Source organism: Alistipes onderdonkii (genome assembly GCF_025145285.1).
GTDB classification, from domain to species: Bacteria; Bacteroidota; Bacteroidia; order Bacteroidales; family Rikenellaceae; genus Alistipes; species Alistipes onderdonkii.
This window is the reverse complement of sequence record NZ_CP102251.1, coordinates 1,671,834-1,696,059: the sequence shown is the minus strand read 5'-3', so window position 1 is coordinate 1,696,059 and position 24,226 is coordinate 1,671,834. Positions and strand designations below refer to the sequence as shown.

23 protein-coding genes are annotated in these 24,226 nt (G+C 63.8%); 20 read left to right on the top strand and 3 right to left on the bottom strand.

Features of this window, described 5'->3' with window-relative positions; translation table 11 throughout:
• The first annotated feature begins 79 nt into the window (after positions 1-79).
• From NQ559_RS07035 to NQ559_RS06965, 15 genes are all read left to right on the top strand, one after another.
• A complete protein-coding gene (locus tag NQ559_RS07035; RefSeq protein ID WP_018695511.1) occupies positions 80-1,057 on the top strand; it encodes a hypothetical protein in 978 nt (325 codons plus the stop codon).
• Positions 1,048-3,408, top strand: coding sequence for a hypothetical protein (locus NQ559_RS07030; RefSeq protein WP_018695512.1), 2,361 nt, complete (start codon positions 1,048-1,050; stop codon positions 3,406-3,408). Before NQ559_RS07035 ends, NQ559_RS07030 begins: the two co-directional genes overlap by 10 nt.
• Positions 3,405-3,668 (top strand): hypothetical protein, encoded by a 264-nt coding sequence (locus NQ559_RS07025; RefSeq protein ID WP_033395184.1) that lies wholly within the window; start codon positions 3,405-3,407, stop codon positions 3,666-3,668. The genes NQ559_RS07030 and NQ559_RS07025 overlap by 4 nt, the downstream gene beginning before the upstream one ends.
• Positions 3,669-3,671: 3 nt before the next feature.
• Positions 3,672-4,547, top strand: coding sequence for a Clp protease ClpP (locus NQ559_RS07020; RefSeq protein WP_018695514.1), 876 nt, complete (start codon positions 3,672-3,674; stop codon positions 4,545-4,547).
• A 42-nt stretch (positions 4,548-4,589) separates the two neighbouring features.
• On the top strand, positions 4,590-5,570 hold the full coding sequence (locus tag NQ559_RS07015) for a hypothetical protein (protein WP_018695515.1): 981 nt from the start codon (positions 4,590-4,592) through the stop codon (positions 5,568-5,570).
• Positions 5,571-5,572: 2 nt separating this feature from the next.
• Positions 5,573-6,070, top strand: a complete 498-nt coding sequence (locus tag NQ559_RS07010; protein WP_018695516.1) for a hypothetical protein — start codon at positions 5,573-5,575, stop codon at positions 6,068-6,070.
• Positions 6,067-7,296: a phage portal protein gene (locus NQ559_RS07005; RefSeq protein ID WP_018695517.1), complete on the top strand. Its 1,230-nt coding sequence runs from the start codon at positions 6,067-6,069 to the stop codon at positions 7,294-7,296. Before NQ559_RS07010 ends, NQ559_RS07005 begins: the two co-directional genes overlap by 4 nt.
• Before the next feature lie 80 nt (positions 7,297-7,376).
• Positions 7,377-7,850: a DUF6712 family protein gene (locus tag NQ559_RS07000; RefSeq protein WP_018695518.1), complete on the top strand. Its 474-nt coding sequence runs from the start codon at positions 7,377-7,379 to the stop codon at positions 7,848-7,850.
• Positions 7,825-8,250 (top strand): phage holin family protein, encoded by a 426-nt coding sequence (locus NQ559_RS06995; RefSeq protein ID WP_018695519.1) that lies wholly within the window; start codon positions 7,825-7,827, stop codon positions 8,248-8,250. The genes NQ559_RS07000 and NQ559_RS06995 overlap by 26 nt, the downstream gene beginning before the upstream one ends.
• A complete protein-coding gene (locus tag NQ559_RS06990; RefSeq protein ID WP_018695520.1) occupies positions 8,243-8,662 on the top strand; it encodes a structural protein in 420 nt (139 codons plus the stop codon). Before NQ559_RS06995 ends, NQ559_RS06990 begins: the two co-directional genes overlap by 8 nt.
• A 139-nt stretch (positions 8,663-8,801) precedes the next feature.
• Positions 8,802-10,280 carry a ComEC/Rec2 family competence protein gene (locus NQ559_RS06985; RefSeq protein WP_018695521.1) on the top strand — a complete coding sequence of 493 codons (1,479 nt, stop codon included), beginning with the start codon at positions 8,802-8,804 and terminating at the stop codon, positions 10,278-10,280.
• Positions 10,277-11,428, top strand: a complete 1,152-nt coding sequence (locus NQ559_RS06980) for a THUMP-like domain-containing protein (protein ID WP_018695522.1) — start codon at positions 10,277-10,279, stop codon at positions 11,426-11,428. Before NQ559_RS06985 ends, NQ559_RS06980 begins: the two co-directional genes overlap by 4 nt.
• A gap of 88 nt (positions 11,429-11,516) precedes the next feature.
• Entirely contained in the window at positions 11,517-12,821 is a 1,305-nt protein-coding gene (locus NQ559_RS06975; RefSeq protein ID WP_018695523.1) for a YihY/virulence factor BrkB family protein, read from the top strand.
• Between the two features lie 18 nt (positions 12,822-12,839).
• Positions 12,840-13,613: a Rossmann-like and DUF2520 domain-containing protein gene (locus NQ559_RS06970; RefSeq protein ID WP_018695524.1), complete on the top strand. Its 774-nt coding sequence runs from the start codon at positions 12,840-12,842 to the stop codon at positions 13,611-13,613.
• Positions 13,589-14,134 (top strand): KdsC family phosphatase, encoded by a 546-nt coding sequence (locus NQ559_RS06965; protein ID WP_018695525.1) that lies wholly within the window; start codon positions 13,589-13,591, stop codon positions 14,132-14,134. The genes NQ559_RS06970 and NQ559_RS06965 overlap by 25 nt, the downstream gene beginning before the upstream one ends.
• 78 nt (positions 14,135-14,212) lie before the next feature.
• Here the strand turns inward: NQ559_RS06965 and NQ559_RS06960 are convergent, their stop codons facing one another.
• The 3 genes from NQ559_RS06960 to glsA form a co-directional block, all read right to left on the bottom strand.
• Positions 14,213-15,709, bottom strand: coding sequence for a BACON domain-containing protein (locus NQ559_RS06960; RefSeq protein ID WP_018695526.1), 1,497 nt, complete (start codon positions 15,707-15,709; stop codon positions 14,213-14,215).
• Between the two features lie 132 nt (positions 15,710-15,841).
• Positions 15,842-16,849: a glycine N(alpha)-acyltransferase GlsB gene (gene glsB, locus NQ559_RS06955; protein WP_018695527.1), complete on the bottom strand. Its 1,008-nt coding sequence runs from the start codon at positions 16,847-16,849 to the stop codon at positions 15,842-15,844.
• A gap of 22 nt (positions 16,850-16,871) precedes the next feature.
• On the bottom strand, positions 16,872-17,705 hold the full coding sequence (gene glsA, locus NQ559_RS06950; RefSeq protein ID WP_026318304.1) for an acyltransferase: 834 nt from the start codon (positions 17,703-17,705) through the stop codon (positions 16,872-16,874).
• 93 nt (positions 17,706-17,798) lie between these two features.
• On the opposite strand from glsA, the gene rsmH reads away from it, so the two are divergent.
• Genes rsmH through mraY form a run of 5 tightly spaced genes read left to right on the top strand, consistent with a single transcriptional unit; the run spans position 17,799 to position 24,218 of the window.
• Positions 17,799-18,701: a 16S rRNA (cytosine(1402)-N(4))-methyltransferase RsmH gene (gene rsmH / locus NQ559_RS06945; protein WP_018695529.1), complete on the top strand. Its 903-nt coding sequence runs from the start codon at positions 17,799-17,801 to the stop codon at positions 18,699-18,701.
• 7 nt (positions 18,702-18,708) lie between these two features.
• The gene (locus tag NQ559_RS06940; RefSeq protein ID WP_018695530.1) at positions 18,709-19,224 is read left to right on the top strand and encodes an FtsL-like putative cell division protein; all 516 of its coding nucleotides are present in this window, start codon (positions 18,709-18,711) and stop codon (positions 19,222-19,224) included.
• Between the two features lie 6 nt (positions 19,225-19,230).
• Positions 19,231-21,498, top strand: a complete 2,268-nt coding sequence (locus NQ559_RS06935; RefSeq protein WP_018695531.1) for a PASTA domain-containing penicillin-binding protein — start codon at positions 19,231-19,233, stop codon at positions 21,496-21,498.
• 1 nt (position 21,499) lies between these two features.
• A complete protein-coding gene (locus tag NQ559_RS06930; protein ID WP_018695532.1) occupies positions 21,500-22,957 on the top strand; it encodes a UDP-N-acetylmuramoyl-L-alanyl-D-glutamate--2,6-diaminopimelate ligase in 1,458 nt (485 codons plus the stop codon).
• Positions 22,958-22,973: 16 nt separating this feature from the next.
• Positions 22,974-24,218 (top strand): phospho-N-acetylmuramoyl-pentapeptide-transferase, encoded by a 1,245-nt coding sequence (gene mraY / locus NQ559_RS06925; RefSeq protein WP_018695533.1) that lies wholly within the window; start codon positions 22,974-22,976, stop codon positions 24,216-24,218.
• The last annotated feature ends 8 nt before the right edge of the window (positions 24,219-24,226 follow it).

The following is a 24,226-nucleotide window of genomic DNA, read 5'->3' as shown; positions in this document are numbered from 1 at the left end:
CAGAACGGCCGGCACGCTGCGGACGGCAACGGGCAACGTCGTGCAATCCGCCGCAACAACACCCCAAACATCTATCCAAATGACATTCACACAAATTCCGCCGGAGTACGCCCCGCTCGGCGGGGAACTCCGTTACACCGTCACCACGCCGGAAACCGCCACCCTCGACCTGCGCATCGCGGATGCGGGAAACGGCACGCTGATCGGCGCCAAACGCTTCGCCGGAGTCACGTCCGCCTCGTTCGATGCCGCCCCCTACCTGCGGCGCGCCGTCGCGTTCGTTCCGACGACCGGAAGCACGGGATTCCACATGGCAGACGGACGTAGTGTAGCAGCCTACATCGAGGCCCAAACGGCACAAGCGGCCGGGACGGCTCCGAGCGTCCACTCCCCGCTGCGAACGTTCCTCCCCTGCCGGACAAACGTAACAGCACCCGCCCTGCTGACCTCGATGCCGCTCGTCCGCCTGATCTCGCACGGCGAGTGCGACGAGCTGACGCTCTTCTCGGACGAAGCCGTCACGGTGACCGTCACGGCACAGGCCGGGACGACCGCGACCGCCGAAAGCTACCGCACGGCCACGGGAGGGTTGCATGTCTTCCGGCTCGACACGCGCGACTTTCCCGAAGCCGAAACCCTGGCCGTAGACGCCGGAGCCTGCGGCTCGGTCGCCTACACGGTCATCCCCGCATTCTCCGGAGCCCGGCGGCTGGCCTGGCGCAGCAGCGCGGGAGGGATCGAACATTACACCTTCCCGATCGAAAAGTCGGAGTCCGTCGAAACAACCAGGCAACGGGCATACGGAGCCGAAGGGCATCTGGTCGCCCGAACCCGTACCGAACGGCGGACGGTGCTCGTGTCGGCCTACGAACCCCGGGCGGCCCTCGAAGGGCTTTCCGAAGTCCTGACCTCGCCCGACGTCTGGCTGGCGGGGGACGACGGCTACACGGCGGTCGACGTCGTTACGGAAAAGAGCGTCCTGCACCGGCATGGCGCCGTGACCTGCCTCGAAATCGAAATCCGTCCCAAACGTAAAACCGGGATGCCATGGAACTGACGATCGACTCGAAGCCCTGTGACCTGGCCGGGGAGCCCATCGCCGTCGGGGGTTACGCCGCCGCGGAACTCGCGGACGTGGAAGCCGCACGGGAAGGCAGGTCGCAGGAGCTCACGCTCCCCGCGACGCCCCGTAACGAAGCGCTTCTGGGATTCGCCCGCGACCCGCATACCGCAGGGCGGTTCAACGCCTCGCTCCACAGGGCTGTGCTCTCGGCCGAAGGGGCAAAGTTACTGTCCGGGACGGTACGGCTGCTCGAAGCTTCGGGCGAGGGGTACCGGATCGAAATCCGCGAAGGCGGTGCCCGCTGGGCGAAAAATGCCGCCTGGCGGATGTTCAGCGCCCTGGGCATCGATTATCATGCGCGCCTGCTCCCGTCGACCGTCTCGGCCAGCTGGACGGACGATTCGCCCGTAAAGTTTTTCCCGATCCGCCGCGACGAATACCCGCAACAGAACAGCCCGTCGGATCTGCTGCCGGCCGAAAGGATCCTCTCGGTGGACGACTACCATCCCTTCCTGCACGTGGCGACGCTCGTCGAGACGATCTTCGCAGAGGCCGGCTACCGCATCGAAAGCAATTTCACGGGCAGTCCGGAGTTCCGCTCGCTTTACATGAGCGGTGCCTACCCGTCGCGCGACACGGCGGCGCTTGCTGCGCGGATGGGCTTCTACGCCCGCAGGCTGGCTCCGGCCACCGCACAGGGCAACCACCTGGGGCGGGTGTCGGCCAACCCGACCACAACGGCCAACAGCGTGGGCAACATCGTCGAAACGGCCACGCCGCAGACGCTCGACACCGACGGGGAGCCGATTCCCGAACTTTGCAACAACGGCAACTGCTTCGGGTTCGACAAGGGGCGCATCGTCTTCACCCCCACGACCGAAGTGAGTGCGGGCTTCGAATACTACCTGAAATACACCACCGACCACCGTATCCTGACGCGTGAGCGGCTCCGGGGATTCGACTCGGTTTACCTCGGGACGGGCGCCGACATGCCCTTCACGCTGGCGAACCGATATGAAGACCACCGGCCGGACATCTCCCCCGGGCACCGTTACCTGGCTATCGTGTTCGACCACACCGACGGGGCGCAGTACCGCCTGGCCTACACGAAGGATGGAGTGGCAGAGGCTCTCTGGACGGAGTTTTCGGCGCGCACGGCGCAGGTCACGACCCCGGCCTCGGGCACCGTCGCCGACCCCGTGTTGCTCATCCGCAGCGGCACCCGCTGGGTACGCTATGCGGGCGACTGGGCGCTGTACGACGGATACGTCACCGAATCGGGACGGACGACCGTCGAGCTGCGGGTACGAACCGCCCCGGAACGCATCGCCCCCGCATCGCCCAAATTCTTCGACCGGATTTATTTCTACGGCGCAGAGGAGGGAATGTCGCTTACGCTCCACAAGGAGTGTTCACTCCGACCGCGGTTCTCGTCGGCACCGGGCTACGGCTCCGCAATCACTTTCGCCGACGTCGCCCGGCATCCTATCCGGCAGTCGGCACTGCTCGAAGCGCTGCAACACCTCTTCAACCTGAGGTTCCACACCGAGGAGGAGACCAAGACCGTACGCATCGAACCCGCCGACGAATTTTTCGGCAGCGGAACCACGGCCGACTGGCGCGACAGAAGCGATTTCTCGCAGCCTGTGGTGCTGGCCGACATCGCCCCCGAAATCCACGAAAGCCGCACATGGGGATACCAGGAAGGCGACGGCGCCGTGAACCGTTTCAATGCCGGAGCCGGGAGCCCCTTCGGGGAGTGGAGCGTCCGCACCGATTCCTATGCCGCACGAGAGGGCGACCAAGTATTGCGCAACCCCCTCTTCCGGCCCACGCTCAGCGAGGCAGGGCACTATGCCAACGCCCCCTCGGCGCAGATCATGCAGGTCGGCGACCGGGATGACGTGCAGGAGGACGGCACCAACTTCACGCCCCGTATCGTGCGCTTCGCCGGGCTGCACCCGCTGCCCGCGGGCGAACGCTGGGGGTATCCGTCGGGGCTGGCGGAATACCCGCTCGCGGCATTCCACTTCACGGGGGACGCAGCGACGGAGGGCTTCACGCTCTGTTTCGAAGACCGCGACGGCATCCGCGGCCTGCACCATCGCTACGACCGCCAGGCAGCACAGGAAGCCACCTGCCAGCGCATCACCCTCTCGCTGCGGCTCGCGCCGCACGAATTCGAAAGCCTCTTCACGCCCGGCACCGGGATGCCCGACCTGCGTTCGGTATTCCGGCTCGACACCGGGGGCGAGGAAATCCGCGCCACGCTCCATGCTATCGAAAGCTACGACCCGCAGGCGGCATCGGCCAGATGCACCTTCACACGCCTGAGCGAAGGATGATGACACGGCACGAAAAACGGCTCGCCGAAGTGTTGCTCGACGTAATAGGCGGCCTGGAAGGGGAACAGGCCGTCGAACGGCTGTTCGGATTGGGACTGGTCAACCTGCGGGCCTGCGAACAGCGGGCCGTACGGGCACGGGTCGACCGGCTGGCGGAGGAAGGCGTACCCCGCTGCGAGGCCATGCACGTCACGGCCGACGAATTCTGCTGCTCCTACGAAAAGGTGCGCAGCTACTATTACAACACGTACAAATCCTGAAACATGAAATCGGAAATCCAAATCAAAAACAGCGCCGGCGTCTGCCGCATCGAGATCGAAGGCACCATCGGCGTACCGGAAGAGTGGCAGTTCGACCAGCCCGAAGCGCGCGTCGCAACCTACGAGAAGTTCCGCGACACGGTGCGGCGCATCGCCGGGATCGACGCCCCGCAGATCGTGGTCGACATCCGCTCGACGGGCGGCGACGTCAACGACGCACTCCTGATCCACGACGCGCTGCGCTCGCTCGATGCGCACATCACCACCCGCTGTTACGGTTACACGGCCTCGGCGGCGACGATCATCGCACAGGCCGCATCGCCCGGCTGCCGCGAAATCTCGGCCAACGCCCTCTACCTGATCCACACGGCCATCTGTGCCGCCGAAGGCAACGCCGCAGAGATAGCGGGAAAACTCGACCTGCTCCGCCAGACCGACACGCGCATCGCCGCGGTCTATGCCGCCCGTTCCGGCCGCCCGGCCGGGGAGTTCGAGGCGCTGATGGCCGAAAACAACGGCAACGGCCGCTGGCTATCGCCCGAAGAGGCCGTCGCAGCAGGGCTCGCCGACACGGTGACCGACAACGGGGAACGCACGGCACCCTCGCTGGCGGGGAATATCGCCCGCGGCTGGGAGCGGCTGCTCGCAGGCATCGGGCTCAACCGCCGCGAGGAGCTTCCCGCCGACCGCAATGTACTGCTCACCGCGGGAGAACGGCAGGAGTTGCTGCGCCGCTCGGCCACGGCCATACGGCAGGCGCAGCAGAACGCCTCGCCCACCTGCACCAAACCGCGCGAAGACCCGTCGTACGGCGATACGGTACGGACGGCGAACCAACGCGCCTACGCCGAAGACGCCAAACGCTTCAAAGGCATCTGACATTCACACACGACATAACCCAACACCAAAAACAAATCAGCCATGAGTTTCTTAGAAAGTGCAAAACAGTACACCGGTTCCGACCTCGAAACCATCTTTTTCCGCCCGATCCTGAGCGGCGACTCCGCCCGCGAACTGGGCGTACGGGTACTCTATAACATGCCCGTACCCACGACCATCCAGCTCTGGGACGGACAGCGCAACGTCCTCCAGAAATACTCCGCTGCCGGATGGACGGGCGGCAACGCAGCGACCAAGCTGCAAAAGACCATCAGCCTGGGACGCGTGAAGGCCGAACTGGGATTTTCGGCCGCCGACTATTTCTCGCTGGTCTATGAAAAGATCGCCGCACGCGCCGACGTCAACATGGACGACCTGACGGGCACCGAACTCGAACAGGCCGAGACGGCACTCTTCAAACAGGCCGTCGCCGAAAGCATCCGCGCCACGATGTGGGTGGGCGACACCTCGGCGGCATCGGGTTACAACACCTTCGACGGGTTCCTCAAGACCGTGAAGGCCGGAGCCATGCAGGAGAAGTTCTACAACTCGATCTGCCAGGCTGAGGATTTCTCCGATCCCGAGAAGGTAGTCGCCGTCCTCGACGACCTCTGGATGAACGCCGACGAGCGTGTCAAGGACATGAAGGCCGACGGGCAGCTCGCCTTCTTCGTCACGTCCGACATCTACTACGCTTTCGAGAAATACCTCGACGGCAAGAGTGCCGATGCCGCCTACATGGCGACCACCGAAGGCCGTCCGAGCCTCGCCTACCACGGCATACCGCTCGTGGACGTGCGTCTGGGCTCCTACCTCACCGGCACGTCGCTGCACAAGTCGTTCTGCCTGCTGACCGACCGCCGCAACCTGGTACTGGCGGTCAACACGGCCGATTTCCCCGGCAACGAAGTGCGCATGTGGTACAACCCCGACCTGATGGAAAACCGCCAGCGTGCCGTCTTCATGGCCGGGTGCGACGTGCTCGACGAGACGCTGATGACCTACGCCTACAACCCGGCATAACGATGGCAGCCTCCACACCCCGCAAACCGGCTGGGGGCGTCGCAGCCGTCACGGTCACCCCCGCAGGAAACCTCCTGCGGGCGGCGGTGGCGGCGGACGGGCGCGCCGAAGCGATTTTCCGTGACGCGACGCAGCTCACCGCCCTGCCACTCGCCGAACAACGCTCGTCCTATGCCGAACGGCTCGACACCGACGCCGGGCCGCAGCGCGTGCGCCACACGCTCACGCTGGTCGTGGGCCGCGAGGCGTTCCGTGAGGCTTTCACCCCGGCACTCCGCCGTGCAGCCGAGACCGAAGGGCTCATAGCCCTGGTCACGATGGCCTCGGGCGAGCGGCTGCTGGCGGGATGGTCGGCACGCTTCGGCACCTCGCAACCCCTGCGCCCGGGCTCCTTCGCCATGGAGTCGGGCATCAAACCCCTCGACGGCACACCGGCCGTCCTGACGCTTGCGAGCGAGGACACCGACCCGGCCGCCGAGCTCAAAGAACAAGAAGCATGAGCAGAAAACAGAAATTCAAGCCGGCCGTAGCGGTCGCCAACCGTGCGGACGACCCATATATCACATCGGGTGCGGGGAGCGTCCAAAGCGACAAGTTCTGGCGCTGGGGCGACGACAATCTCTTCCCCAATGCCCTGGCGCTGATGGCCCGGCGTTCGGTCACGCACCGCCGCATCATCAACGACAAGGCCGACTACATCTCGGGCAAGGGGTTCTCCTGCGACGAGGGGCATGAACCCCTGCTCGCAGCCTTCATCCGACGTGTGAACGGCGACGGGGAGAGCCTGCGGCAGGTGCTCAACAAGCTGGCCTTCGACAAGGCCCTGTTCGGCAACGCCTTCCTCGAAATAGTGACCGACGCGGAACACTCATTCCTCGCGTTCCACCACCAGGACGCTTCGCGCTGCCGCGTGGCCCGCGATTCGGCGCACATCCTCCTGCACCACGACTGGGCGGCCTTCAACGCCGCCGAGGCACGGACGCTGCCCCTCTACCCGACCTTCGAACGGCAGGAGGACGGCACGCTGAGGGCCATGATCCACTACAAGGACTACGAACCGATGTTCGAGCACTACGGCGTACCGCCCTATATCGCAGGGTTCAACGTCTCGGCCATCGCCTACAAGACCGACAAATGGAACATCTCGCGGCTCGACAACTCGTTCCAGCTCTCGGGCGTGATGATGCTCGACAGCACCGTGGACAACGAATCCGAAGCCGAGCGCATCGTACGGCTGGCCGAACAGAAATTCGCAGGCAACCCCGGGCAGGTGATGTTCGTCATCCGCGACGGCGGCGAGGGCGACAATTCACGCTTCATCCCCATCGCGTCGCAGAACGAAGGCGACTGGCAGGCGCTGCACGAACAGGCCGTGTCGGACATCGTCGTGGCACACTCATGGTTCCGGACGCTGAGCGGACTGGACTACGCCTCGGGATTCAGCGCCGAGCGTATCCTGCACGAGTACGAAGTGGCGCTCAACACGGTCATCCTCGGCGAGCAGGCCGAACTGACGGAGCCCGTGCGCGAGGCGATCACGTCCATTCTGGGGATAGACGCCTCGTCGTTACAGGTCATCAACCGTCCGCCGACGCGCTCCAAACCCATCTACATGAAGGTCTGGGAAGCCCGCAAGGCCGACGGGCTGGATTACGACCCCGACGACGAGCGCCAACAGGCGTTCCTGTCGGAGATCACGAAATACAACATACGAAGCATAGAATAAGGCCGGTTCTCCGGGCCTTTCGAAATTTGCCGTTCGCCGCCTCCGGCGGCACTCGAACACTCATTTCAACTACGACAATCATGAACACACTGATCACCCCTGCACAAGCCGTCGCATCGGCCTTTACGGACGGGGAGTACCTTGCGCCGGAAGCCATCGGCGAAGGCGACATCGCGGCGGCCGAACAACGCTACATCGTGCCCGTCATCGGACGGGCATTCCACGAAAAACTGCTCGCAGGCCTCCATGCCGGCTTCACGGCCGAATACCTCGCAGCCCCGGTAGCGCTCTTCACCCGCATCGCCGTACAGCCGCGGCTCGACATCCGCACCGGACAGTGCGGCACCGTAGCCCCCAAATCGGGCTCCTACCAGCCGGCCGACGCCCAGTCGCTGCGCGAACTGCAACGCAGCCTGCGCCGCCAGGCCCGCACGCTCCTGCGCCGCGCTGCGGAACACCTCGAAGCACATGCCGCGGAATTTCCCGGGTACGATCCCGACAACAACATCCTCAAACGCTGCACGACCGATGGAAACCTTATACAGACTCATTAGCGGCCTCACGGCGGGCTTCATCGCCCTGTTCGCCCCCATAGGCCCGCTGGTGGCATGTGCCATGGCATTCATCGGCATCGACTTCCTCTCGGGCGTAGCCGCCAGCCGCGCCGCTGCCCGCCGCAAGGGGCACACCTGGTATTTCGAAAGCTGCGAGGCCTGGCGCACGGTGCTCAAACTGGGACTTACGGTCACGGCCATCGCCATGGCCTGGCTGATAGACAGCTGTGTCCTGGACTTCATGCAGCTGAACGTGGCACGGCTCTTCACGGGTTTCACATGCGGCGTGGAGCTGTGGTCGTTCCTCGAAAATGCCGCACAGCTCTCCGATGCACCGCTGTTCCATTGGCTGCGCCGCTATGTCCGCCGCCGTATCCGAAAGGAGGCGGGCGATGAGTAGGGGGCTGCAAAACTGCAACCCGGGCAATATCCGCCAGTCGAAGGTGCGCTACAAGGGCGAAGTGCGCCCCTCGCGCGACCCGGCGTTCAAACAGTTCGAGTCCCTTGCATGGGGCTACCGCGCGATATTCGTACTGCTGGACACCTACCGGATACGCTACGGGCTCGACACGATCCGGGGCATGATTTCGCGGTGGGCGCCGCCTTCGGAAAACCACACCGAAACCTACATCCGCGCCGTGGCCGACGCCGTCGGAATCCCGGACGGGCAACCGCTCGACACCCGCGACCGCACGACGATGCTACGCATGGCTGCGGCTGTATCGCGTGTGGAAAACGGCGCCGCGGCCGATATGGGCGAGGTGGAACTGGGGTGGGAACTGTTCGTCCGCGACAAGCCCGCATCCGGCTGACCCGCCCGGCGGGCGACGAAAGGAAACAGTAAACGGAGGCGGGTTGCGAGGATCCGCAAAGAGCCGGCAGCAGACCAAAAACCGGGACACCCCACCCGAATGTCGCACAAAACAATCCGAATTTACTATATTTGCAGAGATGAAAGCCGCCTCCCTGTCCGCACGACTCGACCGTATGCCGATGGTAAAAGCCGTCGCACCGTTCGCCGCGGGGATTCTCGCCGCGGACTGCTTCACGCTGCCCCTGTGGTTCCTCGCAGGGGCTTTTTTGCTGTCCGGGACGCTGGCGCTGCTGCTGCACTCACAGTCCGGCGCACTCGTAATGCTGCTCACGGCCGGGTTCGCCGCCTCGCAGCTCCGCGACACGGCGCACACGCTGCCCCGCGGTATATACACGACTTACGAACTTACCGTCGAGGGTATCCCCGCCGAACGCGGACGCTACACCTCGGCCGAAGCGACGGCCATAGCGTGGCGCGACCCTTCGGACGGAACCTGGCACGCCTCGGGAGACCGCATAATGCTCTATGCCGACAGCCTTACGGCCCTCTACCCCGGCGAGAGAATCCGCTGCCGGGGTTCGGTGCGGCCGTTTCGCGGCGGAGCGGAAAGTTACCGCCGGCTGATGGCACGCCGGGGGTTCGCCGGAACGTTGTGGCTGTCGGAGCGCACCCTCATTGAGCGCCTGCCCGGACGAAGCAGCGCCCTGCACCTGCACGCCGTCGAGCGGATGCAACGGATCGGGATGCGGAACGATGCGGGCGCCGTCTGCCGCGCCATGGTCACGGGCGACCGGAGCGGCATCACGCAGGAGTTGCGCACGGCCTATTCGCGCAGCGGGCTGTCGCACCTGCTGGCCGTCTCGGGACTGCACACGGGCATCGTCTTCGCACTGGTCAACCTCATGCTGTGGTGGCTGCCGCTGCTGCACCGCGGGCACCTGGTGCGCAACCTGCTCGCAACGGTCTGCATCTGGCTGTTCGTCGCGGCGGCCGGATTCCCGCCCAGCGCCGTGCGGGCGGCCGTGATGTGCACGATGCTCCAGTTCGCACTGGCCTCGGCGTCGGAGTACGTCGCACTCAACGCACTGGCGGCCGCCGGCTTCGGGATGCTGCTGTGGAACCCCGCCTGGCTGGGCGACATCAGTTTCCAACTCTCGTTCATCGCCGTCGCGGCCATCCTCGCCTGGGGCGTGCCGCTCTGCCGACTGCTCCATACCCGCCGGCGGGCGCTCAACCTGCTCACGGACGCCCTCGTCATCAGCCTCGTGGCGGGCATCGCCACGGCACCCCTCGTATCGCACACCTTCGGCACAGTCCCGCTGGCGGGGCTGCTCGTCAATCCCGTGGCGATCCTCGTGGGAAGCATCGTCGTGCTGAGCGGCACCGTCTGGATGATCCTTCCCGTAAACTGGCTCGCCCCGGCCTTCGACGCCGTGCTTTCGGACACGGCCGGCCTACTCAACACGCTGGCCCGAGCTGCCGCGGCGTTCCCGGGCGGATATGCCGAATACACCCTCGGCGGCGGGGCGACGGCGGGCATCTACCTGTTTTTTCTGCTCACCACCCTGGCTGCATGGTCTTTCGAGCCGAAAAAAAGCGTACATTTGCCGGCATGATAACCCCCGGGGAATATACGCTGCTGCTGACGGACGAAGTGCAGCGGGCCATCGCCGCCAACCGCGGCCGCGACCCGCTGGAGGTGGCCTTAGACCGCAACACACCCCACGTCCGGCTGGTCGCCACGCAGGTCAAGTACCTCGCGCGGGCAGAGGCGAAACTCCCCTCGTACGCCGCCGCACAGTGCATCCTGCCGCCGCTGGCGTTCGAACAGGCATCGAGCGAAGCCTGCGCCGCCCACAAGCGGATCGCGGGCGGGGCCGTCCTCGATCTCACCTGCGGGCTGGGCGCCGACGCCTTTTTCCTGGCGCGTCGTTTCCGCCGCGTGGTGACGCTCGAACGCGACCAGACGCTCGCCCGCATCGCCGCGGAGAACTTCCGGCGGCTCGGCGCCACGAACATCGAGGTCGTCAACACCTCCGCCGAAGCATACCTCGCACAGCCCGGACTGCATTTCGACTGGGTCTATGCCGATCCCGACCGCCGTTCGGGCGACGGACGCAAACTGGTACGGCTCGAGGATTGTTCGCCCGACATACTCTCCCTGATGCCGCTCATCGGCAGGGCTTCGGGACGACTGTGCGTCAAAAACTCCCCGCTGTTCGACATCGGCGAGGCGCTGCGGCTCTTCCCCGGCGCCCGCGTAGAGGCCGTATCGCTGGGCGACGAATGCAAGGAGGTCGTCATCTATGCCGACGGCACGGGCCCCGGCATTACCGCGACCGCCCTCGGACGCGGCTCGTTCACGACAACGCCCGCCCAAGCCGGCGCACCCCCGCACCCGGGGGCGTTCGAACCGGATCGTTACCGGTGGCTCGTGGTACCCGATGTGGCGTTGCAGAAAGCGCGGCTGGCACGGCTGCACCTGCGCGGCAAAGCCGACATATGGAGCGAAAACGGGTACGGTTTCGCTGCGGAGCGGCCAGAGGGGATAATTGGCAAAGTATTCGCAATCGAAAGTATCGAGCCCTACGACCCCCGGCGGCTGAAACGCGCACTCAAAGGCCGCGGCGCGGAGTTGATGAAACGGGACTTCCCGTTCGCCACGGAGGAGCTGGCACGGCGGCTGGGCGTACATGCCGGCAACGACGTACGGCTGGCCTTCACGAAAATCGGGAGCGGTTTTTGGGTTGTACGGCTGGAATAGCTATATTTGCACGACAGGGACAGCGTCCGCCCCGACGGCACACGGGCCTCGGCACGGCGCCTCCGGGTTACGGGAACGGAAACGGCTTATGAAAATCAGCGAAATATTCACCTATTTTACGGACACGATCTTCCGGCGCGACATCCGCGAATGGCGCAACCCGGTGATCCGCTGGCTCGTGCAGCAATACCGGCTGCTGTTCTATACGGCGCGGGGCCTGCTCGAACACGGCACCATCGTCCGCAGCGCGGCACTCACGTTCTACACGCTGATGTCGCTGGTACCGATCGTCGCGGTGGTCTTCGCCGTCGTCAAGGGCTTCGGGCTGGCCGACGGGCTGGTGGAAAACCTCTACGCCCTCTTCCCGCAGAACCCCGAGATCGTAGACTACATCGTCACGTTCGCCGAAAAGGCGCTCGCCCGCACACAGGGCGGCGTGGTGGCCGCCGTGGCGCTGGTCATGCTCTTCTGGGCTGTGATCCGGGTCTTCGGCTCGATCGAAAGCGCCTTCAACAACATCTGGGAGGTCAAGGTCGATCGCAGCCTCACCCGCCAGTATACCGATTACATCGCCGTGGTGATGATCGTGCCGGTGCTGTGGGTCGTTGCCAATGCCGTCGGCAAATTCGCCCAGCAGATGCTGGGCTTCGACGGCAGCTGGTATTTCACCCTGCTCTCGCACCTGGCGTCGATGGTCATCATCTGGGTCATGTTCACCATCCTGTATATCATCATCCCCAATACGAAGGTCAAATTCAGGAGCGCCCTGATGGCGGGCATCGTCGCCGGCACGCTTTTCCTGCTTTTCCAGTGGGGATACCTCTACATCCAGCGGTGGATGACCTCCTACAATGCCATTTACGGCAGTTTCGCAGCGCTGCCGCTGTTGCTCATCTGGCTCCAGACCTCGTGGCAGATCCTGCTGTTCGGCGGCGAATTGTCGTTCGCCTACCAGAACATCGCCCGTTTCGGCGAAGAGCGCGAATCGCTGCTCATCAGCTACGACCAGCGGCGCAAGATCCTGCTGGCCGTGATGCTCACGGTCGTGCGGCGCTTCCGCGGCCAGGGCGGCGCCACCCCGGCCGACGAGATCCGGGCACAACTGGATCTGCCCACGCGCATCGTCAACGACATCCTTTACCAGCTCGTGCAGGCCGGACAACTGATCGCCGTGCCCTCGGGCGACGGCGAGCGCGAAGTAGCCTTCGCCCCGGCGCACGACCCCCAGTCGATGACCGTTTACGGCATACTCGAAGCGGTCGAAAAATCGGGGCAAACGACCGTCGACCTGACCCAGAGCGCCGAACTGACCCGCATCGACCAAGAACTGGAAACGCTCAAAGAGACCGCCCGCAAATCGCAGGACAACGTCCGGCTGGTGGATTTACTGTAAAACGATATGGAGAGACCTTTGGAACGCGTAGTGATCGTCGGCAGCGGAAACCTTGCCGAAGCATTGGCACAGGCCGTCGCCCGAAGCGGCCTGCAACTGGTACAGTTGTTCGCCCGCAACGCCGCGCGGGGGGAGGCTGTCGCCGCACTCGCCGGAACGCAGTGGACAGCAGACCCGGCACGGCTGGCCGACGCGGACATATACCTGATCTCGGTGAGCGACAAGGCCGTCGGGGAGGTAGCCGCGGCGCTGCCCCTGCCTGCGGGGGCCGTCGTCGCCCATACTGCGGGGAGCGTGCCGCTCGATGCGCTTCCCGCCCACGCACGCCGCGCCGTCTTCTATCCGTTGCAAACCTTCACCAAAGGGCGCAGCGTGGATTTTTCGCAAATCCCCCTCTTCCTCGAAACCGATGACGAATCCCTGCGTCCCGCACTCGAAGCCTTCGCCCGCCGTCTTTCGCACACGGTGGTGTGGGCCGACTCGGCCTGCCGCGCCAAGGTGCACCTCGCGGCGGTTTTCGCCTGCAACTTCGTCAACCACATGTACGCCGTCGGCGAAGGCATCGTCCGCAGCGCGGGCCTGCCCTTCGACGTACTCAAACCGCTCCTGGCCGAGACCGCTGCCAAGACGCTCGACGCCGCCTCCCCGGCCGACGTGCAGACAGGCCCCGCCGTGCGCAACGACCTGCACACGATGGCACGCCACCGTGCACTGCTCGCCGCCGACCCCCGACTCGAAAACATCTACTCGATAATAAGCAACAACATATGGGAAACTTCAAAGAAGATATAGCCCGCACCGAGGCGTTTATCTTCGACGTGGACGGCGTGATGACCGACGGCGGTATCATCCCCACGCTCGACGGCGATTTCATCCGCCGCTACAATGCCAAGGACGGCTATGCGCTGGGCTACGCCGTCAAGATGGGCTACAAGGTCTGCATCATCACCGGCGGACGCGGCAAGACGCTCGAAAACCGCCTGCGGATGCTGGGTATCAACCGCTACTACACCGACTGCATGGACAAAATCACGGCCATGCGGGAATATTTCGCCGACGAGGGCATCGACCCCGCGCACGCGATCTACATGGGCGACGACATCCCCGACCTGGAGTGCATGCGCGAGGTGGGCATCCCGGTCTGCCCGGCCGACGCCGCGGCCGAAGTGATCGAGGCTTCGCGTTACGTCTCGGAGTTCCGGGGCGGCGAAGGGGCCGTGCGCGACATCGTCGAACAAGTGCTCCGCGCCCGCGGCGACTGGGCGAAAAACTCCGAGGGCGTCACCCCGTCGTCGCTGGCGGCATCGCGGTAAACCCGCCCCGGAACGGCCACGGAAAAGCCGGGCTTCGTTCGCGAAGCCCGGCTTTTTCATAATACTGCCTGAAGGCACCTATTGCATCCACTCGACATCCGTCGCATCGCGGAACAGGATGTTGAGCGGCCGCACAAGGCTCGCGGCATCGGCGGCGAAGATGAACCGCACCTTGTCGACGGGTACCGTCAGGAAGACCGTCGAGGGGTAGCCGCCGATCATGTCGACGCGATCGATGAGCGACCAGACGAATATTTCGAAAGGCATCTGGCCCGGCAGCAGCGTCAGCCCGGGGAATTCCGTTTCATACCCTGCCGAAGTGGTATCGGCAGGATGGGGTTTGAAGAACACGTCGTACTGCGCGCCGTACTGCTCCATGATCCGTGCTACATAATCGCGCTGCAAGCGGGCGCTGGCATCGTCGGCATGGCTCGTGCCGATGATGATGAGGTTTTTCTTCGGGGAGGCGTCGAACAGCGCCGCAAATTTGTCGTAATCGAATCCCGCCATGTCGTAGAACCGCTTGCGCGAGGACTCGGGCAGCGCCGAAAGCATCTCGTAAGGCTGGATGCTTTCGATCTCCATCTCCCCGAGCTTTTCGGTGATGAACGGACAGGAACTTTCCAGCAGCGAACCGTCCTGCACCACCAGCCGATAATCGGGGCGGGTAGAAAGGTAATAAGGCCACGTATAGCTTTCGAACTCGGGCAGCGAACGGGTCTCGGGATAACGTCCGCCGTGGTTCCAGTCCAGCGCCTCGACCTCCGAGGCATAGCTCTCCCAGTTCTGCTCGGCCGTCGCCGCGTCGCCGAAATAGTTGTAAAAATTATTGTAGGTTCCCGTACCGTCGGAGAGCATGCTCACCTTGACCCGTGCCGAGTCGATCCCCTGCGCCACGAACCAGTCGTAGCCGATCCGGCAGCGCAGGTCGTCCACATAGAGGCCGAAGACGGCCGTCGGGTCGGCACTGTTGATCTCCAGGATACGGCGCTTCATTTCGCGCGCCATAGCCTCCATTTCGGCCTGCGTGGCATCGGCCGTTCGGTCTGCGGCGGTCGTAACCTCGGCACGCGCCGGGAACTCCGCCGGGTCGAACGTCTTGGAGCGCGAATAGAACACGTAGCCGGGCTTGTCGTGCGAGAGCAGGTGAATGCCCGCATACAAGGTAGGCATCGTCCCGAACGTCACGTAGAAATAATAGTCGGGGGAGTCGTAGCCGGCCGACAGGGCCCCCTGCGACAGGCGGAAAGGCACGATCGCATCCCCGCATGCAAAGGCGAGCTGGGCGCTGCGTGCGGCACCCGGATTCTCGTCGAGGCTCAGTTCGACCTCGGAATATCCCGCAGGGCCCTCGGTCGCGGAAAGCCTGAACCACGTATCCCCCGCAGCCTTCGTCACACGCCACGGGGCGGGAGCCAGCACGGAAATCTTGCCCGCACGGGCCAGTCCGTCGAGCGACAGGAAATGTTCCCCGCCGTTGATTACGATCAGGTTCTGCGATACTTCGTCATCGCTGCACGCCGCGGTGCCCGAAAGCAGCGCCAGGCAAAGGAAGAGCCGGAATAATCTTTTCATAAAGCGAATTGTTTTTCGATACTGCATATATAAACGCCGCGAATCCCGTTTTACTGCGTTGCCGCAAAAAATAACGGTAAAATTTAAGCCGCACGGGTTGTCCCGTGCGGCTTTGTCATTGAAAACGAGGAGTTAGCCGTTTCTTTTCTTCTTGATCCGGTCGAAATGCCCGCGGATGTGCTCGCGGAATAATTCCCGGCGGTATTTCAGATCGGCCTGCCAACCCAGCCAGCGGGTATAGCGCTCGCGCTTTTCAGGATAAATATCGCATATGGTCACCAGGATGCCCGTCTCCTCCACGCCGCCGAAATCGGGGTTCGACACCGTGTCGAAGACCCGCATCGTGGGCGAAAGGTTCATGTAGGCATTTATCAGCGGCGGGATGTTCTCGTTGAACTCGCGGATCTTCTGGATCAGTATCCGGTAGTTCTCCTGATAGGTACGCCCCGTGAAAAGCTGTTCGTAATAGGGGTCGTCCAAGTCGAGCTTCAACGGATGGATACCCTCCACGAGGTTCTCGCGGTCGGGGAAATAGCGGCGCAGGAACCAGATCAGCGCATTGCGCGCCACGGCCTTGTAGGTCGTATACATCGTCACCTTGCCGAAAAGGTATTTCGCATTCGGATCCAGCACGATCAGCGCCCCGAGGCCGTCCCAAAGGTTATCCAGCGCGTAGATGCTCTTGGCGTTGCCGCGCGCCTGGTAGGAGGGCTGCACGAACGAGCGTCCCAGCTCGATGGTGCGGGGCAGGTACTTGCGACGGAACTTGTCGCTGAAACGGAAATAGTGTTCGGTCGAGAGGTGGCGGGGATATTCGTCCGTACAGATGATGAAACGGTAGCCTCCGACGATCTCCCCGGCCGCCGGATCCCAGACGATCAGCTGGTAATACCCGTCCTCGGCCAGGTCTTCGGCGTCGATATCCACCTCCCGGCCCGTACCGCCGCCGGCGCCGCGGAACGCGATCTCGCGCAGCCGTCCGATTTCACGCATCAGCGCCGGGCACTCCGACGCCGGGAAGATATAGATCTCGTTCCCGGCCTTCTTCGTGTCGCGCGCTTTGCGCTCGGGCGTAAGCTCGGCGCGGAGCAATTCCCGGTCGACGGGAGGTATGATAGGTTCCATTTCTCGTGCTTGCATAACTTAGGACAAAAATACCGATTTACCCGTTATTTTCCGCCGGGAGGAGCATATTTTCCAAAAAATACGCTTTTTTACGTACGAACTCCGCCTGGTCGCGGAGGCCGCCGTAGCGTTGCAGCTCGGCGACGGGGATGGGGTCGCCCACGAGGATGCGGAAATGCTTGCCCTTCTGCGAAAACATCTCGTCGGACAACCACAGCATCTCGATATTGAATTTCACGCCCAGCATCCGGCGGATACGATCGACGCGGTAAAAGAAGTTCGACAACCGTCCCTCGACGAACACCGGCACGATCTGGCGCTGCGAGGCATAGGCTTTCTTCAGGAAATTGGTCTTCCACGGCAGATCGGTCACCTCGCCCCCGATGCAGCGCGAGCACAGCCCGGCGGGGAAGGTGAGGATAGGCAGCTCGCCGAAGAACTCCTCGTCGAACTTGCGGGCGTAAAGGCTGTTCTGCGAACCGTGTTTGTTGACCGGGATCCACAGCGGGCGGAGGGGTTCGAGGTGCATCAGCAGGTCGTTGACCACCACGCGCGCATCGCCGAAGCGGTCGATCAGCTTGTCGGCAAGCATCATGCCGTCCATCCCCCCGAACGGGTGGTTCGATGCGAAAAGATAACGGCCTTTGGGATCGAGTTTTTCGAGCCCTTCGACCGAATAGGTCACCTGCCATTCGCGGAAACAGGCACGGATGAACTCCTGCGGCGGCAGGTTCCAGTAATGCTCGAGGATGTAATTGATTTCCGGCTCATGGATCGTACGGCGGAGCCAGCGGAGGACGAACCCGGGAACCCAGCGGGCCAACCGCGGGGCTTTCTCGGCGAGTACCGCTCCGATATCTATTCTGGGCATAGGGATGTTCAAAAAATTATATCCGCAAATATAGGTATTGTTTTTCGAAAAATCCCTAACTTTACACCCAAATCGACCTCATCGGCAACGAATATGTCTCAGTACCATACACCTGTCCTTCTGGAAGAGTCCGTCGGCCTGCTCGGCATCGACCCCGCAGGCACCTACGTCGACCTCACTTTCGGCGGGGGCGGCCACTCGCGCCGTATCCTCGAAGAGTTGGGGCCCGAAGGGCGGCTCTATGCCTTCGACCAGGATCGCGATACGCTCGCGAACGCCCCCGATGACGCCCGGTTCCGCTATGTCGAGAGCAATTTCCGTTTCCTGCGCGGAGCCCTCAGGCTGCGCGGGGTGACCGAGACGGACGGCATACTGGCCGACCTGGGAGTCTCGTCGCACCATTTCGATGCCGTGGAACGGGGTTTTTCGTTCCGGGGCGAGGCGCCGCTGGACATGCGCATGAACCAGCGGGGCGGGCTGACGGCGGCGAAGGTCGTCAACAGCTACCCGGCCCAGACGCTCACGCAGTTGCTGGGGGACTGGGGCGAACTGGACACCCCGTGGAAGGTCGCCAACTGCATCGTCCGGGCGCGGGAAACGGCGCCGATTCAAACCACGGCGCAGCTGGTCGAGGCCGTCCGTCCCTGCACGCCGAAGAAAGACGAGTCGAAATTCCTGACCAAGCTCTTCCAGGCCCTCCGCATCGAGGTCAACGGCGAGATGGAGGCGCTCAAGATGGCGCTCGAACAGAGCCTCAGGGTATTGCGCCCGGGCGGACGGCTGGTCGTCATCTCCTACCACTCGCTCGAAGACCGGCTGGTAAAGAATTTCCTGCGCAGCGGCAATTTCGCGGGCGAGGTGGAAAAGGATTTCTACGGCCGCGCCCTCACGCCGTTCGAAATCCTCACGCGCAAGGCGGTCGTCCCCTCGGACGAAGAACTGGAACGCAACCCCCGGTCGCGCTCGGCGAAGCTGCGCGCCGCCGTAAAACGATGACCCGGCCATGTATCCCGACCACGAATTCGACCCCATAACCCCCGAAGAGGAGGCGCAGCGCGCACAGGAAGCGGAATTCGCCCGCCGCGTGCGGCGCGAGGTACTGCGCATCGAACGGGGCGAGGCCGAGGAGGAGATCCGCGCCGACCTGGAGCGCGAGGCAGAAGAGAAGGCCGAAGCCGAGGAGCGCGAACGCAGGGAGCGCCGCCGCAAGGCCAGTACCTTCTGGCAGCTTTTTTCGGGCACGATCCTCGTACGCGAAGGCGTATCGAAATATTACCCCTACATGCTCTCGATCGCGGGCATGTTCTTCCTGAGCATCGCCGTCATGTTCACGGCGCTGCACCTCGACATGAAATACACGCGCCTCGAACGCGAAGTCCAGATCCTGCGCGAACGGTCGATCCGCCTGCAGGAGCAGCGTTACAGCCGTACGACCCACTCGGCCATCGTCGAGCGGCTGCGCGAACGCGGCATCGACCTCAATGACCCCTCCGCCCCGGGCGAAATCATCGAAAATTAAACGGCGATGAAACAGGAGCGTTCGAAGATCAAAAGCGACATTCTGCTGCGGGTACGGCTGCTTTACGTGCTGTTCATACTCGCGGGGCTCACCGTGTTCGCACGCCTGGTCTGGGTACAGCTTTTCAGCGCCGAAGTGGCCTACAACGCCGACCGGCTCGCCAGCCGCATCTTCACCGAAGAGACCATCCCGGCCCAGCGGGGCAGCATCCTCTCGCGCAACGGGGCGCCGCTGGCGACCTCGATCTTCCGCTACCAGGCGGCCTTCGACTTCGCTTCGCCCGGCCTCGATTCGCTCAAGACCTTCCGCGAACAGAGCGACTCGCTCGCCAAGCTGCTCTCCGCCTTCTTCAAGGACAAACCCGCCTCGGAATACGCCCGCCGCTTCCGCGAGGAGCACGCCCGCCGCTACCGGCTGGTCAACGGCCGCGACACCTCCTACCTGCGCTCCGAAGGGTGGCTGTCGCGCATGATGGATCGCCTGCGGGGCGAGGAGTACGTCACCCGGAAAATCTACGACACGATCCGCGACCACACCCCCGTCAACATCTTTCCCCGCGAGGTGGACTATGCCGAATGGCAGACCCTGCGGCGTTACCCGATGCTGAACTGGAACATGGGCATGGTCTACCGCCTCGTCGAACGCGACCAGCGCATCTACCCGCAGGGCGAACTGGCGCGCCGTACGATCGGGCTCACGGGCGACAAGGGCAATTACGGCATCGAGGAGGCCTACCGCGAGGAACTCGCGGGACGGGACGGCAAGGCGCTGCGGCAGCGTATCGCCCGGGGCTTCTACGGCCGCGTGGCGGGAGCCGGGCATGAAGACCCGGTGGACGGATACGACATCGTGACGACACTCGACCTCGACCTGCAGGACGTGGCCGACAAGGCGCTGCGGCGCCAGTTGGAAGCCCAGAACGCCATCTGGGGCACGACCATCGTCATGGAGGTGGAGACCGGCGAGATACTCGCCATGGCCAACCTGGGCCGCTCGGGTTCCTCGGGCGGCAGCTATTACGAAAGGGAGAACTATGCGCTGGGACGCAGCATGGAGCCCGGATCGACCTTCAAGCTGGCGACGATGCTCACGCTGCTCGACGACGCCGGCATGTCGCCCGAGACGACCTACGACACGCACAACGGCGACCCCGTGACGGTCGGCCCGGCCAGGAATATCCGCGACTCGCACCGGGGCGACCACGTCATCGACTTCCGCCGCGCCGTAGCCTCGTCGTCGAACGTCTATTTCGCCAAGGCGATCTGGGATCGCTACGGCATCACGGGCAAGAAGCAGGAATACAGCGACTTCCTGCACGAGAAGCTCCACCTGGGCAAGACCGTCGGGCTGGAACGGCTCGGCGAACGCGCCCCGTCGATCACTGCCGACTGGAAAGTACCCGACCCGGGCGTCATGCTCGTCAAGATGAGCTACGGCTACCGCGTGCGGCTGGCGCCGATCCAGATGATCACGTTCTACAACGCCATCGCCAACGGCGGGAAGATGATCTCGCCCGTGCTGATCCGCGAACTGCGGCGCGGCGACCACGTCGAGGAGCGGTTCGAGACGCAGACCATCGCCTCGTCGATCTGCTCGCGCGCGGCGTTGCGCGAAGTGCAACGCTGCCTCGAACTGGTCTGCACGCAAGGTACCGCAAGCCTCTATTTCAAGGACTCCACGCGCCTGCGCGTGGCCGCCAAGACCGGCACGGCGCAGATCACCGACGCCCGCAGCCGCGAGGGGCGCTACTACCTCGGTTCGATGGTCGCCTATTTCCCGGCCGACAATCCCCGCTATACGGTGCTGACGACCATCGAAACCCGGGCGCAACCGGGCAAAGCCTACTACGGCGGGCCGTTGGCGGGCCCCGTGGTCAAACGGATGGTCGATTACATTTACAACCGCAACCGCGACTGGTACGGCCGCATGGAGCGGCACGGCGACCGCTGCTACCCGGGGCACGTCAAGGGCGGCGACATCGCCCAGATCCGCCGCGTGGCCGACAAGTTCTCGCCCCGCGCCTCGTTCGACCAGCGTACAGGCTGGGGGCGCGCCCGGGTCGACAGCCTCTCGAACGTAATCATCACGAGCCTCCCGGCCGAAACAGGGACGATGCCCGACGTGCGCGGCATGGGGCTCAAGGATGCGCTGTTCGTTCTCGAAAGCCGCGGGCTGAAAGTCCGTTTTTCGGGCGTGGGCGCCGTAACACAGCAAAGTATCCCCGCCGGAGCGCGCATCACGCCGGGCTCGACGGTCGGCATAACACTGAAATAAGATGAAAACACTGAAAGACCTACTCAAAGATACGCCCGTCACGGTGCTGCACGGCGACGGTTCCACGACGGTGGCCGCCCTGGCCTACGATTCGCGGGCCGTGACGCAGGGCGACTGTTTTTTCGCCACCCGCGGCACGCAGTCCGACGGGCACGACTTCATCCCCGACGCCGTCGCAAAAGGCGCCTCGGCCGTCGTCTGCGAGCAGTTGCCTGCCGAGACGGCCGACGGGGTAGCCTACGTCGTCGTCCCCGACGCCGCGGGAGCGCTGGCCGACATGGCCGCCGCTTTCTACGACCACCCGAGCCGCAAACTGAAACTCGTAGGCATCACCGGCACCAACGGCAAGACCACGACCGTGACATTGCTCTACGACCTTGTGCGGGCACTGGGCTACAAGGCCGGGCTGGTCTCGACGGTCGTCTACAAAGTCGGCGAACGCATCGTCGAGGCGACCCACACCACGCCCGACCCCGTGCGGCTGAACGCCATGATGCGCGAGATGGCCGACGAAGGGTGCGAATACTGCTTCATGGAGTGTTCGTCGCATGCCATCGTGCAGCAACGCACGCGGGGACTGCATTTCGCGGGCGGCATCTTCTCGAACATCACCCACGACCACCTCGACTACCACAAGACCTTCGCCGAATACATCCGCGCCAAAAAACTCTTCTTCGACTCCCTCGCCAAGGATGCCTTCGCCCTGACGAACGCCGACGACAAAAACGGCCTCATCATGGTACAGAACACCGCAGCCGGGATACACACCTATTCGCTGCGCACGATGGCCGATTTCCGCTGCAAGATCGTCGAGATGCACGTCGACGGCATGCTGCTGCGCATCGACGGGCAGGAGGTCTGGGTCGGGCTCGTAGGACGCTTCAACGCCTATAACCTGCTGGCCGTCTACGGCGCCGCGGTACTGCTGGGACTCGACCGCACCGAAGTGCTGCGTGCCATGAGCATGCTCCATGCCGTGAGCGGGCGCTTCGAATTCGTGCGGGCGGAGAACGGAACCACGGCCATCGTCGACTATGCGCATACGCCCGACGCACTGGAGAACGTCATCCAGACCATCGAGGAGATCCGCACCCCGGCGCAACAGTTGATCGTCGTCTGCGGCTGCGGCGGCGACCGCGACCGCACCAAACGACCCGAGATGGCGCAGATCGCGGTGAAATACGCCGATACGGCCATCTTCACCTCGGACAACCCGCGCCACGAGTCGCCCGGGGCGATCCTCGACGAGATGGCCGCCGGCCTCGACCCCGGCGCCCGGTTCCTGCGCATCGTCGACCGTGCCGAGGCCATCCGCACCGCCGCAATGCTCTCCCGGCCGGGCGACATCCTGCTCATCGCGGGCAAAGGGCACGAAACCTACCAGATCATCGGCGACGTAAAACACCACTTCGACGACAAGGAGGAGGTCGCCAAGGCCTTCGGCACACTCAGGAACTAAAAACCCGACATACGACATGTTCTATCACATTTTCAAACATTTAGGCGAACACTACGACATCCCGGGCTCGGGTATGTTCCAGTATATTTCGTTCCGCGCGGCGGCGGCCATCATCCTCGCGCTGCTGATCGTCATCATCTTCGGCCGCAAGATCATCGACTTCCTGCGCCGCAAGCAGATCGGCGAGGACATCCGCGACCTCGGGCTCGAGGGACAGCTCCAGAAACGCGGCACCCCCACGATGGGCGGCGTCATCATCCTGCTGGCGATCCTCGTCCCGATCCTGCTCTTCGGACGGCTCGACAACATCTACATCCAGCTGATGATCGTCTCGACCGTCTGGCTGGGGCTGATCGGCGGGCTGGACGACTACATCAAGGTCTTCCGCCACAACAAGGAGGGGCTCAAGGGGCGCTTCAAGATCGTGGGCCAGGTCGGGCTGGGCATCATCGTCGGCACGACGATGTGGCTTTCGCCCCAGATCATCGTCCGCGAGAAGGTCACGCAGCCCGTGCAGACCGTCTACCTGAACCCCGACGGGTCGGTGATCGAAAGCGTGCAGCGGAACGTCGTCCTGAGCTCGGAAAGCACCAAGACCACCAAAACCACCATCCCCTTCGTCAAGAACAACGAATTCGACTACGGATGGCTCACGGGCGAAACCAGCGCCGCCACGTGGCTGCTCTACGTGCTGGTGGCGATCTTCGTCGTCACGGCGGTGTCGAATGGCGCCAACCTCACCGACGGCCTCGACGGGCTGGCCACGGGCGTCTCCGTCCCGATCGTGGCAGTACTCGGCGTACTGGCCTACCTCTCGGGGCATATCGTCTACGCCGACTACCTCAACATCATGTATATCCCCGACAGCGGAGAGCTGGTCGTCTTCGCGGCGGCCTTCGCGGGGGCGCTGGTCGGCTTCCTGTGGTACAACTCCTTCCCGGCGCAGATCTTCATGGGTGACACCGGCTCCCTGTCGATCGGCGGCATCATCGCCGTCTTCGCCCTCTGCATCCGCAAGGAACTGCTGCTGCCGCTGCTGTGCGGCGTGTTCCTGGTCGAGAGTTTCTCGGTGATGATGCAGGTCGGCTACTTCAAATACACCAAACGCAAATTCGGCGAAGGGCAGCGCCTGTTGCTGATGGCTCCCGTACACCATCATTTCCAGAAAAAAGGGCAGTTCGAAACCAAGATCGTGCTCCGCTTCTGGATCATCTCGCTGCTACTGGCCGCCATTACCCTGGTAACGCTCAAAATACGTTAATAAACCGC